General features: G+C 74.8%; 16 protein-coding genes. 11 read left to right on the top strand and 5 right to left on the bottom strand.

Annotated elements, in window-relative coordinates:
• Nucleotides 1–169 precede the first annotated feature (169 nt).
• The gene (locus tag ACZ6O5_RS08025) at nt 170–1,273 is read left to right on the top strand and encodes a D-alanine--D-alanine ligase family protein (protein WP_405092820.1); all 1,104 of its coding nucleotides are present in this window, start codon (nt 170–172) and stop codon (nt 1,271–1,273) included.
• A gap of 16 nt (nt 1,274–1,289) precedes the next feature.
• On the opposite strand, the gene ACZ6O5_RS08020 is transcribed toward ACZ6O5_RS08025, so the two are convergent.
• Nucleotides 1,290–1,925, bottom strand: a complete 636-nt coding sequence (locus tag ACZ6O5_RS08020; RefSeq protein ID WP_465975324.1) for a DUF3515 family protein — start codon at nt 1,923–1,925, stop codon at nt 1,290–1,292.
• Entirely contained in the window at nt 1,926–2,159 is a 234-nt protein-coding gene (locus ACZ6O5_RS08015) for an Lrp/AsnC ligand binding domain-containing protein (protein WP_013284547.1), read from the bottom strand. It lies immediately after the preceding gene.
• A 157-nt stretch (nt 2,160–2,316) separates the two neighbouring features.
• On the opposite strand from ACZ6O5_RS08015, the gene ACZ6O5_RS08010 reads away from it, so the two are divergent.
• A complete protein-coding gene (locus ACZ6O5_RS08010; protein ID WP_465975322.1) occupies nt 2,317–3,264 on the top strand; it encodes a thiamine-phosphate kinase in 948 nt (315 codons plus the stop codon).
• A gap of 186 nt (nt 3,265–3,450) precedes the next feature.
• Entirely contained in the window at nt 3,451–3,918 is a 468-nt protein-coding gene (locus ACZ6O5_RS08005; RefSeq protein WP_405092823.1) for a GNAT family N-acetyltransferase, read from the top strand.
• A gap of 9 nt (nt 3,919–3,927) precedes the next feature.
• Here ACZ6O5_RS08005 and ACZ6O5_RS08000 read toward each other — a convergent pair whose 3' ends face one another.
• Together ACZ6O5_RS08000 and rpmB are read right to left on the bottom strand one after the other, a co-directional pair.
• Complete coding sequence (locus ACZ6O5_RS08000; RefSeq protein ID WP_465975320.1) at nt 3,928–5,181, bottom strand: ATP-grasp domain-containing protein; 1,254 nt, start codon at nt 5,179–5,181, stop codon at nt 3,928–3,930.
• Between the two features lie 182 nt (nt 5,182–5,363).
• Nucleotides 5,364–5,555 carry a 50S ribosomal protein L28 gene (rpmB, locus tag ACZ6O5_RS07995; RefSeq protein ID WP_013284551.1) on the bottom strand — a complete coding sequence of 64 codons (192 nt, stop codon included), beginning with the start codon at nt 5,553–5,555 and terminating at the stop codon, nt 5,364–5,366.
• Between the two features lie 241 nt (nt 5,556–5,796).
• Between rpmB and ACZ6O5_RS07990 the strand changes: the two genes are divergently transcribed.
• The 3 genes from ACZ6O5_RS07990 to ACZ6O5_RS07980 are packed head-to-tail and all read left to right on the top strand — an operon-like array spanning nt 5,797 to nt 10,584.
• Nucleotides 5,797–7,410 carry a DAK2 domain-containing protein gene (locus ACZ6O5_RS07990; protein WP_465975318.1) on the top strand — a complete coding sequence of 538 codons (1,614 nt, stop codon included), beginning with the start codon at nt 5,797–5,799 and terminating at the stop codon, nt 7,408–7,410.
• Entirely contained in the window at nt 7,407–9,608 is a 2,202-nt protein-coding gene (recG, locus tag ACZ6O5_RS07985; protein ID WP_465975316.1) for an ATP-dependent DNA helicase RecG, read from the top strand. Before ACZ6O5_RS07990 ends, recG begins: the two co-directional genes overlap by 4 nt.
• 37 nt (nt 9,609–9,645) lie before the next feature.
• Nucleotides 9,646–10,584: a serine hydrolase domain-containing protein gene (locus ACZ6O5_RS07980; RefSeq protein WP_465975314.1), complete on the top strand. Its 939-nt coding sequence runs from the start codon at nt 9,646–9,648 to the stop codon at nt 10,582–10,584.
• Between the two features lie 131 nt (nt 10,585–10,715).
• Here the strand turns inward: ACZ6O5_RS07980 and ACZ6O5_RS07975 are convergent, their stop codons facing one another.
• Nucleotides 10,716–11,669 carry a cell wall anchor protein gene (locus ACZ6O5_RS07975; protein ID WP_465975312.1) on the bottom strand — a complete coding sequence of 318 codons (954 nt, stop codon included), beginning with the start codon at nt 11,667–11,669 and terminating at the stop codon, nt 10,716–10,718.
• A gap of 249 nt (nt 11,670–11,918) precedes the next feature.
• Here ACZ6O5_RS07975 and rsmD point away from each other — a divergent pair, with 249 nt between their 5' ends.
• From rsmD to rpmF, 5 genes are all read left to right on the top strand, one after another.
• Nucleotides 11,919–12,482 (top strand): 16S rRNA (guanine(966)-N(2))-methyltransferase RsmD, encoded by a 564-nt coding sequence (rsmD, locus tag ACZ6O5_RS07970; protein ID WP_465975310.1) that lies wholly within the window; start codon nt 11,919–11,921, stop codon nt 12,480–12,482.
• Nucleotides 12,479–12,955: a pantetheine-phosphate adenylyltransferase gene (coaD, locus tag ACZ6O5_RS07965; protein WP_107156120.1), complete on the top strand. Its 477-nt coding sequence runs from the start codon at nt 12,479–12,481 to the stop codon at nt 12,953–12,955. Before rsmD ends, coaD begins: the two co-directional genes overlap by 4 nt.
• Nucleotides 12,956–13,196: 241 nt before the next feature.
• Nucleotides 13,197–13,694, top strand: a complete 498-nt coding sequence (locus ACZ6O5_RS07960; protein WP_107156119.1) for an SPFH domain-containing protein — start codon at nt 13,197–13,199, stop codon at nt 13,692–13,694.
• 127 nt (nt 13,695–13,821) lie between these two features.
• A complete protein-coding gene (locus ACZ6O5_RS07955; RefSeq protein WP_431935081.1) occupies nt 13,822–14,385 on the top strand; it encodes a YceD family protein in 564 nt (187 codons plus the stop codon).
• 5 nt (nt 14,386–14,390) lie between these two features.
• Nucleotides 14,391–14,564, top strand: coding sequence for a 50S ribosomal protein L32 (gene rpmF / locus ACZ6O5_RS07950; RefSeq protein WP_107156117.1), 174 nt, complete (start codon nt 14,391–14,393; stop codon nt 14,562–14,564).
• Nucleotides 14,565–14,572 lie beyond the last annotated feature (8 nt).

Here is a 14,572-nt window from a genome sequence, read left to right as displayed (position 1 = left end):
CGTCGGCCGCCCGCGCCGTTACTCCCCGTATATGTCACCTTGACCGTTTGCCACGCGGTTGCGCTCTGCCCGGGTATCGGCCACCGCTTCCGACGACGCACAGTAAGGTCAACCGGGTGAGCGCCACCGGCGAGCACGGCCAGCCGCAGCCGCGAACGATGAGGTGACCATGACCACCCCAGGCAAGACCCGTGTGGCGATCGTCTTCGGCGGCCGGAGCCCCGAACACGGCATCTCCTGCGTCAGCGCCGGCAGCGTGCTGGCCGCCCTGGACCCGGACGAGTTCGAGGTCGTCCCGGTCGGCATCACGCGGCGGGGCCAGTGGGTGCTCGCCAGCGGCGACCCGGCCGGGCTCGCCATCGCCGACCGCAAGCTGCCCGAGATCACCGCCGGCTCCGGCGCCGAACTGCTGCTGCGCGCCGACCCGGCCGCCGGCGGCCTGATGGTGCTCGACCCGGCCCAGGGTCCGGTGGCGCTGGCCGACGTGGACGTGGTCTTCCCGGTGCTGCACGGCGCGTACGGCGAGGACGGCACGATCCAGGGCATGTTGGAGATGGCCGACCTCCCCTACGTCGGGGCGAACGTGTTCGCGTCCGCCGCCGCCATGGACAAGGAGTTCACCAAGAAACTCTGCGTGGCCGAGGGCATCCCGGTCGGCCCGTACGCGGTGCTGCGCGCCGGGATGTCGTTGAGCGAGGAGGACAAGGAGCGCCTCGGCCTGCCGGTCTTCGTCAAGCCGTCCCGCGCCGGTTCCTCGTTCGGCATCACCAAGGTCGACGACTGGGCGCGGTTGGACGCCGCGCTCGCCACCGCCCGCGAGATCGACAGCAAGGTGCTGGTGGAGGCCGCCGTGGTGGGCCGCGAGATCGAGTGCGGCGTGCTGGAGGGCGAGGCCGGCGGCGCGCCCGAGGCGTCGGTGCTCGCCGAGGTGCGGATGATCGGCGACCGCGACTGGTACGACTTCGAGGCCAAGTACATCTTCGCCGACGAGGTGACCGAGTACGACGTCCCCGCGGAGCTGCCCGAGGCGGTGACCCGGCAGGTGCGCGACTACGCCACCCGGGCGTTCACCGCGCTGGACTGCTCCGGCCTGGCCCGGGTCGACTTCTTCGTCACCCCGGCGCAGGAGGTCTTCCTCAACGAGATCAACACGATGCCGGGCTTCACGCCGACCTCGATGTTCCCGCGCATGTGGGCGGCCAGCGGGCTGGAGTACCCGAAGCTGGTCAACCGCCTGATCCGCACCGCCCTGCACCGCCGCGCCGGCCGCTGACGGGCCGGCCCGGGCGTCACCCGGCGCAGCCCGAGGGGGCCTGCTTCGCCGAGGGGACCGCGCTGACGATCGCGTCGGAGATCTGCACCACCCACTGCAACGCGGGCTGGTACGTCTCCGGCGCCCGGACCTGGACGGGCACCTCCCGGTCGACGGTGGTCAGCACCGTGGCGCCGGCCCCGGTCACCGGGTGCCAGCAGACGCCGTTGACCCGGAACACCTCGTCGGTGTCCGGGAAACAACCGGCGGGCAGCGTGGCGCCGCCGGTGGGCGACGGGCAGGGCCGCACCGGCGGCGTCGCGCCGCAGGCCACGGTGAGCGCCGGGTCGCCGTACGCCGCGTTCTGCTCCGGACCCGCGGTGACCGGGCGCTGCCGCAGGTCACGCACGCTGTCGGGAAGCTGCGAGACCAGGGCGCGGCAGACGACCCCGGGGCGCTGGGCGAGCGCCGGCGCGGGCAGCTCGACCGGCGCGGTGGACTGCGCCCGGGGGCTCGCCGACGCGCTCGGCGCGGCGTCCGGGGACTCCGGGGCGAGCTTGGCGAACGTGAAGCCGGCCACCGCCAGGGTCACCGGCACCGCGATCACCGTGGCCCAGAGCGCGGCCCGTCGGGTACCCGGGTCCCGGCGCTTGGTGGGTTCCGTCTCGTCCACTTACAGCCGCACCACCGAACACGTGAGCGTGCGGGTGATGCCGGGCACCATCTGCACCTTGCTGACGATGAGTTTGCCCAGCTCGTCGACCGTGTTCGCCTCGGTGAGCACGACCACGTCGTAGGGCCCGGTGACGGCGTCGACCCGTACCACGCCGGCAAGGTCCGCGATCAGACCGGCCACGTCACGCGCCCGGCCCACCTCGGTCTGGATGAGGATGTACGCCTGTACCACGACTCGACCTCCGTCCGTCGCCGCCTGGGGCGGCCCGAAGGGTGAAACTACCGTACCGACCGGGCGTGATCCCTATCGGTCGCCGGTGGGTGGGCAGGCCGGGGGCGGGGGACGGGTGCGGAACGTGCGGAACGACGGAGCGGAACGAGGGGACGGCATGACGGTCGAGGGTGTCGGGGAGTTCGGACTGATCGACCGGGTGACCGCCCGGCTGTCGTACGGGGAGAGCTGCCTGCTCGGCCCCGGCGACGACGCGGCGCTGGTGGCGGCGCCGGACCGGCGGGTGGTCGCCTCCACCGACGTGCTCGTCGAGGGGCGGCACTTCCGGCGGGACTGGTCCTCGGCGCGGGACGTCGGGCACCGGGCCGCCGCGGCCAACCTGGCCGACGTCGCCGCCATGGGCGCGACGCCGACCGCGCTGCTGGTCGCGCTCTGCATGCCGGCCGACCTGGACCCGGCCTGGGCCGAGGAACTGGCGGACGGGCTGGGCGCGGAGGCGGCCGGCGTGGGCGCGAGCGTGGTCGGCGGGGACATGTCCGCCAGCCCGACGCTGACCGTCGCGGTCACCGCGCTCGGGGACCTGGCCGGCCGCGCGCCGGTGGTCCGCTCCGGGGCACGACCGGACGACGTGGTGGCGCTCGCCGGGCGTACCGGCTGGGCGGCGGCCGGCTTCACCGTGCTGTCCCGCGGCTTCCGTACGCCCCGGCTGCTGGTCGAGGCGTTCCGCCGCCCCGAGGTGCCGTACGCCGCCGGGCCGGCCGCCGCCGCGGCCGGCGCCACCGCCATGATCGACGTCTCGGACGGGCTGCTCGCCGACCTGGGACACGTGGCCACGGCCAGCGGGGTGGCGGTCGACCTGAGCCGGGACGCGTTCGAGGTGCCCCGGCAGATGCGCGACGCGGCGCAGGCGCTCGGCGTCGACCCGTACTCCTGGATCCTGGCCGGCGGCGACGACCACGCCCTGGCGGCCACGTTCCCCGCCGACGCGGCGCTGCCGGACGGCTGGCGTCCGGTCGGCCGGGTCACCGAGGGCGCCGGGGTCACCGTCGACGGCGGTGACTACGACGGCCCGCGTGGCTGGGACCACTTCCGCAGAGCGGACTAGCCGACCCGTCGCAGGGCGGACCAGCCGACCGGCCGCAGGGCGGACCAGCGGACCCGTCGCAGGGCGGACCAGCGGACCCGTCGCAGGGCGGGCCAGCAGGCTCTTCCGCCGGGGCCCGCAGTGATCTGCGTCCGAGCGTGGCGACCGGCGGCGGCCGGGTGCCGGGGGCGGTCGTAGCCTGGCACGGTGAGCGAGATCGAGATCCTCCCGCGGCGCTTCGACGCGCCCGAGTCGCAGGAGCTGATCCGGGCGGCGCTGGCCGACCTGGGCCGGCGGTACGGCGGCAACGGCGACGAGACGCCCGTCGACGCCGCCGAGTTCGTCCCGCCGGCCGGCGCGTTCCTGGTCGCGTACCTGGACGGCCTGCCGGTGGGCTGCGGCGGCTGGCGCAGCCACGGCGCGGACGGCGAGGAGGCCGAGTTGAAGCGGATGTACACCGCGCCGGCCGCCCGGGGCCGGGGCGTGGCCCGTGCCGTGCTCGCCGCGATCGAGCGGTCCGCCCGCGACGCCGGCCGGAAGCGGATCGTGCTGGAGTGCGGCGACAAGCAGCCCGAGGCGCTCGCCATGTACGCCTCGGCCGGCTACGAGCGGATCCCGAACTTCGGCTACTACCGGGACGCGCCGGGCTGCCTGTCGTTCGGCCGGACGCTCTGACCGCCGCCCTCAGCCGACCGTGATCCGGATCTCCGCGGCGGCCCGACGGGCGGCGACCGCCGCCTCGTCCGGCGTCGCGCCCCAGGTCATCAGGTGCCCGCTGCGGTGCGCCGAGGAGAGCAGCTCGGGCACGGTCTGCCCGACCCTCGTCTCGACCTGGACGTCGAGCACGCCGGGCACGCGCAGCGCCGCCCGCCGGCCGTCCACCGCGGTGACCCGGCCGGGCGGGGCGGTCAGGAACTCGATCGCCGCCGCGCCGGTCGGCCGCTGCGGCAGCGCCGGCCGTTCGCCGGACAGCACCCGCAGGTACGCCTCGATGACGTCCCGCTCGTAGGCGATCGAGATGAGCGCCGTGATCATGTCGCCGGGCATCCGGGCGGCGCACTCCACGAGCGTCGGCACGCCGTCGGCCAGGATCCACTCGCTGTGCAGCATGCCGCTGCCGAAGCCGGCCGCCGCGGCGAGGCGGGTCGCCGCCGACCGCATCGCGTCGTGCTCGGCCGGTGGCAGCGCGGACGGCACGGTGTGCCCGGTCTCCACCGGGTGCCGGCCACCGGCGACCCGCTTGTCGGTGACGTTGGCGAAGATCACCTCGCCGTCGGCGACCAGTAGCTCCACGCTGTGCTCGGAGCCGACCAGCAGCTCCTCGACCAGCACGCCGGTGGGCAGGCCCGCGGTGGCCTCGGCCGGCTCCGGCGGGGTGGCGCTGGCCGCCCAGCGGGCCGGCACCTCGGCCGGGTCGGTGATGAGCTGCACGCCGAGGCTGCCGGAGCGGCGGGTGGGCTTGAGCACGCACCGGCCACCGTGCGCGCGGGCGAACTCCGCCGCCCGGCCCGCGTCGTCAACCAGCTCGTAGGCCGGGTTGGCCAGGCCGATCTCGTCGGCGAGCAGCCGCATCCGGTGCTTGTCGGAGAAGATGTCCGCGGCGACCGCCCCGGCGCCGGGCAGGCTGAGCCGGTCGGCCAGCCGGGCGGTGGCGGCGACCGCGTACTCCAGGCCGGGCAGCACCAGGCGCGCGTCGGCCAGGCCGGGCTCGCGACCGAGCAGGGCGTCGGCGTCCAGGCCGGTCTGGTACTCCGCGGCCACCAGGCGGCCGATCAGCGGCAGCTCCTCGGCGAACCGGACCAGGTCGCGGCGGCGGATCACGTCCGGCTCCTCGACCAGCACCACACTGCCGGCCGGCAGCTCCTGGTCGAACCAGCGCAACGAGCCGAACGACCCGCCCACCACCACCAGTTGCTCGCGGCCCAGATCGAGGTCCACCGGTCGTCCTCCCCACGGTCCGCGCCGGAGCCGGACGGCCGGCGCAGCAGCACCCTAACCGGCGGGGACCAGCCGGTCGCCGTACGGTCGGTCAGCGGTCGCCGCGAACCGGCGGACACGACAGAAGCCGGCGGACCCGAGGGGTCCGCCGGCGACCGACGATGTTCCGGTGGTGCTCCGCGTCAGGCGCGGGTGACCTTGCCGGCCTTGATGCACGAGGTGCAGACCTGCAACTTCTTGGTGGTGCCGCCACCGGCCGGGGTACGCACCGACTGGATGTTCGGGTTCCAGCGGCGGTTGGTCCGCCGGTGCGAGTGGGACACGTTGTGGCCGAAGCCCGGTCCCTTGCCACAGACGTCGCACACGCTAGCCACGGGATACTCCTGGGATTGAAACGTTCATGAGGTCGCCGCCAGGCGCAGCCCGGGCAACCTGGCCAGGTTACCCGATGCCGGTCGGTACGCCCAATCGGCCCTTCGCCGAGCCCATCCAGCGTACCGGCCGGCCGGGGCGGCGCGTGGCCGGCCCGGGACCGGGGCCGACCGGGCCGACCGGCCGGGCGGACACGCCGGACGACCCCGGCGCGTGTCGGTGCGCGCCAGTAGGCTTCCCGACGTGCTGGACACCCTCGACGCCGCCGCGGTGCGCCGCTGGTGCACGAGCGGGCTGGCCGCCCTCCAGCGGCACCAGGGCGAGATCGACGGCCTCAACGTCTACCCGGTGCCGGACGGCGACACCGGCACCAACCTGGTGCTCACGCTCACCTCGGCCCAGCAGGCCCTGGCCATGGATCTCGGCACCCTCCCCGACGACGGGCACACCCCGCACGGGCACGCGCTGCGGCTGATGGCCCGCGGCGCGTTGCTCGGCGCGCGGGGCAACTCCGGGGTGATCCTCTCGCAGATCCTGCGCGGCCTCGCGGACGCGCTCGCCGCCGCGCCGGCGGTCCGGGGCCGGCAGCTCGCCGGTGCGCTCGCCGACGCCGCCACCGCCGCGTACGCCGCGGTCGCCCGGCCGGTCGAGGGCACGCTGCTGAGCGTGGTCGCCGCGGCGGCCCGCGCGGCCCAGCGGGCGGACAGCGACGACCTGCGCACGGTGGCCGGGGCCGCCGCCGAGGCGGCCACGCACGCGCTGGCCCGCACCCCGGAGCAACTGCCCGAGCTGGCCCGCGCCGGCGTGGTCGACGCCGGCGGGCGCGGGCTGTGCCTGCTGCTCGACGCGCTGGTCGAGGTGATCACGGGGGAGAGCCCCGGCCGGCCGGCCCCCGCGCCGGCCGCGCCGCACCGGCCGGGGGCCGCCGTCCGGGAGACCGGCTCCGACGCGTACGCCTACGAGGTGCAGTACCTCCTCGACGCCACCGAGGAGGCGGTCGGGCGGCTGCGCGGCGAGCTGGCCGGGCTCGGCGACTCCCTGGCCGTGGTCGGGGACGGCGACGGCACCTGGAACGTGCACGTGCACGTCAACGACGTCGGGGCCGCCGTGGAGGCGGGTGTGGTCGCCGGCCGGCCGCACCGGATCACGGTGACCCGCTTCGCCGACCACCCCGTTCCGGCGCCCGGCCCGCCGCCGGCGCCGTCCGGTGGCCGGGCCGCCGTGGTGGTCGCCACCGGCGCCGGCATCGCCGAGCTGTTCGCCGCCGAGGGCGCGGTGGTGGTGCCGGCCAACCCGTCCACCGGTGAGCTGCTCGACGCGGTCCGGGCCACCGACGCGGCCCGGGTGGTGGTGCTGCCGAACGACCCGAACACGCAGTCGGTGGCGAGCGCGGCGGCCAGGGAGGCGCACCGCCTCGGCATCAAGGTCAGCGTGGTGCCCACCCGCTCCCCGGTGCAGGCGCTCGCCGCGCTCGCCGTCCGCGACCCGAAGCGCCGCTTCGAGGACGACGTGATCGCGATGGCCGAGGCCGCCGGCGCCTGCCGCTACGCCGAGGTCTGCCACGCCGGCCGGGAGGCGCTCACCGTCGCCGGCCCGTGCCGGCCGGGTGACGTGCTGGCCCTGGTGGAGGGCGAGGTGCACCTGATCGGGCAGGATCTGACCGACACCTGCACCGCCGTGGTCGACCGGATGCTCGGCGGCGGCGGCGAGCTGGTCACGCTGCTCTGCGGGGCGGACGCCCCGGCCGGGCTGGCCGACCGCGTCCGCGCGCACGTCGAGCGCGCCTGGCCGTTCGTCGAGGTGCAGGCGTACGAGGGCGGCCAGCCGCACTACCCGCTCCTGCTGGGGGTCGAATGACGAGCGAACCGTCGACGGTGGACACCCCGCTCAAGAAGCTGGTCGGGGAGAAGACCGCGAAGGCGCTTGCCGGCCACCTCGACCTGCACACCGCCGGTGACCTGGTCTACCACTTCCCGCGCCGGTACGACGAGCGCGGCGAGCACACCGACATCCGCTCGCTCGACGTGGGGGAGCAGGTCACCGTGCTGGCCCAGGTGCAGCGCACCGCGGTCCGCCCGATGCGCCAGCGGCGCGGCAACCTGCTGGAGGTGACCGTCGGCGACGGTTCCGGCGGCGTGCTGACCTGCACCTTCTTCGGCAACCAGGCGTGGCGGGAGCGGGAGCTGCGACCGGGCCGCTGGGGGCTGTTCGCCGGCAAGGTGACCGAGTTCCGGGGCAAGCGGCAGCTCAACGGCCCGGAGTACGTCCTGCTCGGCGAGGGCGGTGACGGCGAGGCGGCGGCCAACGAGGAGGTCGAGGAGTTCGCCGGCGCGCTGATCCCGGTCTACCCGGCCGCGGCGGCGGTGCCGACCTGGGTGATCGCCCGCTGCGTCCGGGTGGTGCTGGACACGTTCACCCCGCCGGACGACCCGCTGCCGGCCACCCTGCGGGCCACCCGCAACCTGGTCGGCATCGGCGCCGCCCTGCGGGAGATCCACCGGCCGTCCAGCAAGGAGGCGCTCTACCGGGCCCGCCGCCGGCTCAAGTGGGACGAGGCGTTCGCGGTGCAGCTCACCCTGGCGCAGCGCAAGCACCGGGCGGCGGCCTGGCCGGCGCGGGCCCGACCGGCCCGGGCGGGTGGCCTGCTGGACGCGTTCGACGCCCGGCTGCCGTACGAGCTGACCCCCGGCCAGCAGGTGGTCGGGCGGGAGATCGCCGCCGACCTGGCCACCGCGCACCCGATGCACCGGCTGCTCCAGGGCGAGGTGGGCTCCGGCAAGACGGTGGTGGCGCTGCGCGCCATGCTCCAGGTGGTCGACGCCGGCGGTCAGGCCGCGCTGCTCGCCCCGACCGAGGTGCTCGCCGCCCAGCACCACCGCGGCATCCGGGAGCTGCTCGGCCCGCTCGGCACCGCGGGTGAGCTGGGCGCCGCCGACGACGCCACCCGGGTGGAGCTGGTCACCGGCTCGCTGGGCGCGGCGGCCCGACGCCGTGCCCTGGCCGAGGTGGCCGAGGGCCGGGCCGGCATCGTGCTTGGCACGCACGCGCTGCTCTACGAGGGTGTCGACTTCGCCGACCTGGGCCTGGTGGTGGTGGACGAGCAGCACCGCTTCGGCGTGGAGCAGCGGGACGCGCTGCGCGCCAAGGCCGAGCAGCCGCCGCACGTGCTGGTGATGACCGCCACCCCGATCCCGCGCACGGTCGCCATGACCGTCTACGGCGACCTGGAGACCTCGACGCTGTCCCAGTTGCCGCAGGGCCGCTCGCCGATCGCCTCGCACGTGGTGCCGGCCGCCGAGAAACCGGCCTTCCTGGACCGGGCCTGGCGTCGGCTGCGCGAGGAGGTCGGCAAGGGCCACCAGGCGTACGTGGTCTGCCCCCGGATCGGGGACGGCCCGGTCTCCGACGAGGAGGCGCCGCGGGAGGACGACAACGGCCGCCGGCCGCCGCTGGCGGTGACGGAGGTGGCCCCGCTGCTCGCCGACGGGCCGCTGCACGGGCTGCGGATCGGCGTGCTGCACGGGCGGCTGCCGGCCGACGAGAAGGACGCGGTGATGCGCGCGTACGCCGCCGGTGACCTGGACGTGCTGGTGGCGACCACGGTCGTCGAGGTGGGTGTGAACGTCCCCAACGCGACCGTGATGATCGTGCTGGACGCCGACCGGTTCGGCGTCTCCCAGCTGCACCAGTTGCGCGGCCGGGTGGGCCGGGGGTCGGCCGCGGGTCTCTGCCTGCTGGTCACCGAGGCGGCCGAGGGCTCGTCGGCCCGGGAGCGGCTGGACGCGGTGGCCTCCACCACCGACGGGTTCAAGCTGGCCGAGCTCGACCTGGAGCAGCGCCGGGAGGGCGACGTGCTCGGCGCGTCCCAGTCCGGCCGGCGCTCACACCTGCGGTTGCTGTCGCTCCTGCGCGACACGGAGCTGATCCGGGACGCCCGCGCCGAGGCGATCGAGCTGGTCGAGGAGGATCCGGAGCTGGCCCGGCACCCGGCGCTGGCCGCGTCCGTCGCCGCCCTGGTCGACGAGGAGCGGGCCGAATACCTGGAGAAGGGCTGACCCCACCGGTCGACCGGGTGCGCCTAGGCTCCGACGGATGTCGACGTTTTCGCACGAGCGTGGCGTGCTCCTGCTGGCCCGGGGCGACGAGGTGGTGGTGGACCGGGTCACCGGCGCGGCCGACGAGGCCACCGGAGTGCCCTGCACCCCGGCCACCCGGTTCCAGATCGCCTCGATCAGCAAACAGATGGCGGGCGTCGCGGTCCTGCTGCTCGCCGAGCGGGGCGTGCTGCGTCTGACCGATCCGGTCACCCGGTGGTTGCCCGGCCCGCCGCCGGCGTGGTCCGGCATCACGCTGCACCACCTGCTCACCCACACCTCGGGCCTGGGCCACTGGCCGGAGTATCCGGCCGTCGACCTGGCCGGGCCGGCGGAGCCGGACGCCCTGCTCGCCGCGTTCGCGGCCGTGCCGCCACTGTTCCGACCGGGGGCCGGCTGGCACTACAGCAGCCCCGGGTACGTGCTGCTGGCCCGGACCGTCGAGCGGGCCGCCGACCGTCCGTACGCCGACTTCCTGGCCGATGAGGTCTTCGCGCCGCTCGGCATGGCGGGCAGCTTCGCCGGCCCGGCCGGCGGTCGGCCGGACGTGGCGGTCGGGCACGAGGGCGGGCGGCCGGTGCCGTCCTGGGACCTGGCGACCGTGAGCCTGGGCGCGGGTGACGTCTGGTGCACCGGCGCGGACCTGCTCGCCTGGCTCGACGTGCCGCGCCGGGGCGGGCTGCTTGCCCCGGCCTCGCGGGTGGCGCTGACCGCGCCGCACGCGCCCACCGGACGGCCCGGGGAGGCGTACGGCTACGGCTTCTTCGTCGGCCCGCTGGCCGGCCGTCGGGCGGTCCACCACTCCGGGGACAACGGCGGCTACAAGGCGTTCGCCGCCTGGCTGCCCGGTACCGACCAACGGTTGGTGCTGCTGACCAACCAGGCCGAGGTGGACCCGGCCGCCGTCACGTCGATGCTCGACCTGGACGGCTCCTGACCGACGCCGCCGCGGCGAGGTGGGGCATCGAGGACGGGTGCGCCCCGGCCCCCTCGACGTGCCGGTGTGGAGTACGCGGCGAGGGCGCGCCGACCGGGTGGTCGACGCGCCCTCGCGGCGGTGCGGGCGGGTCAGGCGGTGAAGCGGATCCGGCGGCGGCGGGCCACCACGAACAGCACCGCGCCGGCGGCCAGCAGCAGCGCGGCGCCACCGGCGATCGCGCCGGCGGCCGGGCCGGTCACCGGCAGGCCGCCGCCCTGGCCGGAGCAGTCCTCCGGCTGGGTGTACGGGACGGTCTCGGCGTCGGTGACCACGTCGTACTTCACGGTGACCTTGAGGCCCCGGTAGGCGTCGAACCCGACCGAGGTGGTCGTGCCCGGCGCGGAGGTGAGCTTCTTGGTGACGCCCTTCTCGGTGGTCAGCGTGGCGGTGAAGGGGATGCCCTTCGCCGGGTTCTCCACGATGAAGGTCATCGAGTCGCAGTCCTGGTCCAGCTTGAAGATCGGCTCCGCCGGCTCGGCCGGGGCGGACGGCGTCGCGGACGGGCTCGGCGGCGTGGCGACGGACGCGGACGGCGTCGGGGTGGGCTGCTCGGGCGACCGGGTCGGCTCCGGCGTGGCGCTCGGCGACGGCGAGTTGGGCGACGGCGACGGGCTCTCCTCGACCTCGCAGTCGCGGCTGGGCCGGGCCACCACGGTGCGCTCACCGTCGTGCGACTGCCGGCCCCGTTCCCAGTGCGCCCCGACGGTCAGCTTCAGCTCGGGGATCTCACCGGTGAACGTGTGGGTCTGGGTGCCGGTCAACGGCCCCTCGCTCTGCTTCTTCAGCTCCGCGCCGACGGTCAGGCCGCCGGTGATGTCACCGGGCACGGTGGACTCGAGCTTGGTGATACGGCCGGAGATGTCGGTCTCGCTGCTGGTCACCGACCAGGTGACGGTGACCGTGCCGTCCTTGGCGGCGCAGAAGCTGCCGGACGGTTCGGGGTGGTGGGCCGCGGCCGGGGCGGCCGTGGTGGCGACGCCCGCGAGGCCGATCAGCGCGCCGGCGGTGAGGACGGCGGCACGCCGGAGGTTGAGACGGTTCACGTCTTCTCCTGATGAGGGGAGGTGCGGAGAGAGGTGCGGCGGACGGACCGGAGTCACGCGTCCACACGGCAACCGGGCAGACCCTAGCGAGATCGACACTGTGGGCGTTACCGCGATCTACGGGTCGTAAAGGGTCCGTTATGAATTCGAGATCATAGATGTACGGGGCGTCACGAACCGTCGCTCCCGGTGGTCCGCCCGTCCGGTGTCCGCGGTCGCGTAGCGTCGGGGCATGCGGAGGGAACGACGGTGACCCGGATCGTGGCCGGCGCGTTCGGTGGGCGGCGGATCGCCGCGCCACCCGGCGCCGGCACCCGACCGACCTCGGACCGGGTGCGGGAGGCGCTGTTCAGCGCCGTGCAGGCCGATCTCGACCTGGCCGGGGCGCGCTTCGCCGACCTGTTCGCCGGCTCCGGCGCGGTCGGGCTGGAGGCGCTGTCCCGGGGCGCGGCGCACGTGCTGCTGGTCGAGTCGGACGCCCGGGCCGCCCGGGTGATCCGGGAGAACATCGCCATCCTCCGGGCCGCGCCGGCCGCCCGCCTGGTCACCGGCAAGGTGGCCGGCGTGCTGGCGGCCGGGCCGGACGGCGCGCCCTACGACGTGGTCTTCGCCGACCCGCCGTACGCGGTGCCGGCCGCGGAGGTCACCGCGATGCTGGCCGCGCTGGTCGACGGCGACTGGCTCGCCCCGGACGCCCTGGTGGTCGTCGAGCGGTCCCGCCGATCCGGGCCGGTCGACTGGGTGGAGGGCGTCACGCCGGAGCGCAGTCGCCGCTACGGCGAGACCACCCTTTGGTACGGTCGCCGATCATGAGACGTGCGGTCTGCCCGGGCTCGTTCGACCCGGTCACCAACGGTCACCTCGACATCGTCGGCCGGGCCAGCCGGCTCTTCGACGAGGTGATCGTCGGCGTGCTGGTCAACCAGTCGAAGCAGGGGTTGTTCACGGTCGAGGAGCGGATCACGATGCTCCGCGAGGTGACCGCCTCGTACGACAACGTCCGGGTGGAGTCGTTCCGCGGCCTGCTCGTCGACTTCTGCCGGGACCAGCAGGCGAGCGTGCTGATCAAGGGCCTGCGGGCGGTCAGCGACTTCGACTACGAGTTGCAGATGGCCCAGATGAACATCGGCCTGGCCGGCGTGGAGACGCTCTTCATGCCGACCAACCCGCTCTACTCCTTCCTCTCCTCCAGCCTGGTCAAGGACGTGGCCAAGTGGGGCGGCGACATCTCCGCCCACGTCCCCGACCTGGTCCGCGAGCAACTCGTGGCCCGCCTCCGCCCCTGACCCGCCCCCAACCCCGCCGATCTTGCACTTGTGGCCCGGCAGGTGTCCCTTTCGCGCCAGATGTCGGGGCGGAAAGTGCAAGATCAACGGCGGGGGCGACGCGAGGGCGACGCGGGGGCGACGCGCCGGGTGGGCGGGGTGGGGCGGGAGTGGGCGGGGCGCGACATGATGGGGGCAGCGCCGGAACCGGGCGCAGGCCGCATCATGGAGGGCGGCCGACGAAGACAGGAGTGAGGCGCCGGTGGACCCGCTCGATCGCATCGACGAACTGATCGCCATGGTGGAGCAGGCCCGCTCCGTCCCGATGTCGCGCAACAACTGCATGGTCGACCGCGGAGAGATGATCGCCGTGCTCGACGAGCTGCGCGCCGAGCTCCCCGCCGACCTGCGCCGGGCCGCCGCGCTGTTGGAGGAACGGGACAAGATCATGGAGGCCGGCAAGCGCGAGGCCGACCGGATCATCAGCGAGGGTGAGGCGGAACACGCCCGCCTGGTCTCGGTGAACGAGATCACGGTCTCCGCCGAGCACGAGGGCGCCCGGATCATCGGTGAGGCGCGGGCCGAGGCGCAGCGCCTCCGCGAGGAGGTGGACGACTACGTCGACACCGCGCTGGCCAACTTCGAGCAGTTCCTCACCAGGGCGTTGGCCTCGATAGAGCGCGGCCGGGACAAGATGCACGCGCTGCGCGAGATCGGCACCTTCGCGGGGGACGAGGCCGACCGCCCGCTACCCTTCTGAGCGGCGCACGGGCCGGTCGCCGACAGCCGGCTGCCGCCGGACCGGGGCGGACACGCCCCCGGTTCGACGGTCCGCCCCCCTGCCAGGTAACCTTTTTTGTCGGCCTCTCACCGGCCGGAGTCTGACTATGCCCAAACATTCGCCACGCCAACTCGACCCCAGGGCGCCGCTGGTCCTCGACACGAGGGACCTGCCGCGTCGCCCTGGCGCGTTGCGTACGCACCGGCGGGTCGTGACGGCACCGGCGGACCTCGGCGTCGAGTTGATCGGCGTGCCGGCGGGCGCGGACCTCGACCTCGACCTGAGGTTGCAGTCGGTGTCCGAGGGCGTGCTCGTCTCCGGGACCGTCACCGGCCCCGTCAAGGGCGAGTGCGGTCGCTGCCTCCGTGAGATCGACGACTCGGTGGTCGTGAACGTCCAGGAGCTGTACGCATACGAGGACAGCACCACGGACGAGACGACCGACGAGGACGAGGTGGGCCGGATGCAGGGCGATCTGATCGACCTGGAGCCGGCGTTGCGGGACGCGGTGGTGCTCGCGCTGCCGACCAACCCGCTCTGCCGGGAGGACTGCCCAGGGCTGTGCCCCGAGTGTGGGGTGCACTGGGACGATCTGCCGGCCGACCACAGTCACCAGCAGGTCGACCCGCGTTGGGCGGGCCTGTCGCAACTGACCCGTACAGAGGAGTAGGAACCGTGGCCGTCCCCAAGCGCAAGATGTCGCGCAGCAACACCCGCGCCCGCCGGGCGAACTGGAAGGCCACGGCGGTGTCGACCGTTGCCTGCCCGCAGTGCAAGTCGCCGAAGCTGCCGCACGCCGCCTGCTCCGTCTGCGGCACGTACAACGGCCGCCAGGTTCTCGAGGTCTGACCTGGACG

Source organism: Micromonospora sp. NPDC049201 (assembly GCF_055586805.1).
The sequence above is the reverse complement of the archived record's forward strand: the minus strand, read 5'-3'. Positions and strand labels throughout refer to the sequence as shown.

Excerpts from the sequence above, each read along its gene's own strand:
- ACZ6O5_RS08010 (WP_465975322.1), top strand. The coding sequence starts at position 2,317 with ATGACGGTCGAGGGTGTCGGGGAGTTCGGACTGATCGACCGGGTGACC.
- ACZ6O5_RS07980 (WP_465975314.1), top strand. The coding sequence starts at position 9,646 with ATGTCGACGTTTTCGCACGAGCGTGGCGTGCTCCTGCTGGCCCGGGGC.
- coaD (WP_107156120.1), top strand. The coding sequence starts at position 12,479 with ATGAGACGTGCGGTCTGCCCGGGCTCGTTCGACCCGGTCACCAACGGT.
- recG (WP_465975316.1), top strand. The coding sequence starts at position 7,407 with ATGACGAGCGAACCGTCGACGGTGGACACCCCGCTCAAGAAGCTGGTC.
- ACZ6O5_RS07955 (WP_431935081.1), top strand. The coding sequence starts at position 13,822 with ATGCCCAAACATTCGCCACGCCAACTCGACCCCAGGGCGCCGCTGGTC.
- ACZ6O5_RS08025 (WP_405092820.1), top strand. The coding sequence starts at position 170 with ATGACCACCCCAGGCAAGACCCGTGTGGCGATCGTCTTCGGCGGCCGG.